The following is a 247-nucleotide window of genomic DNA, read 5'->3' as shown; positions in this document are numbered from 1 at the left end:
ATCTGATAAAGCTGAACGCTGCCGTCCGAGCCCAAGTGCCGCGCAGTGTGAACGTACCCGTGACGAGGCAGATATGACAGGTCTGTCTGTTGCGTCCACAGCGTCACCGGTTTCGCGATGAGCGACTTGAGTTCAATGGAGTCTTTCTGGGAGGCGACATCGACAATAAAGTCGTAATTGCGCCCAATGCGGGAAGTACCGACGACACGGACTGGCACCAAGGCACTTCCACCCAATGGAGTGTCCA

Annotated in this window: 1 protein-coding gene; it reads right to left on the bottom strand. The window is 55.9% G+C overall.

Going from position 1 to position 247, the window contains the following annotated elements; genetic code table 11:
• Nucleotides 1–247 (bottom strand): contractile injection system protein, VgrG/Pvc8 family (locus tag SB753_RS40120; protein ID WP_410805558.1); only part of this gene is annotated, 247 nt, incomplete at both ends.

The organism is Paraburkholderia sp. SIMBA_053 (assembly GCF_046534895.1).
Taxonomy (GTDB): Bacteria; Pseudomonadota; Gammaproteobacteria; order Burkholderiales; family Burkholderiaceae; genus Paraburkholderia; species Paraburkholderia caledonica.
The sequence above is the reverse complement of the archived record's forward strand: the minus strand, read 5'-3'. Positions and strand labels throughout refer to the sequence as shown.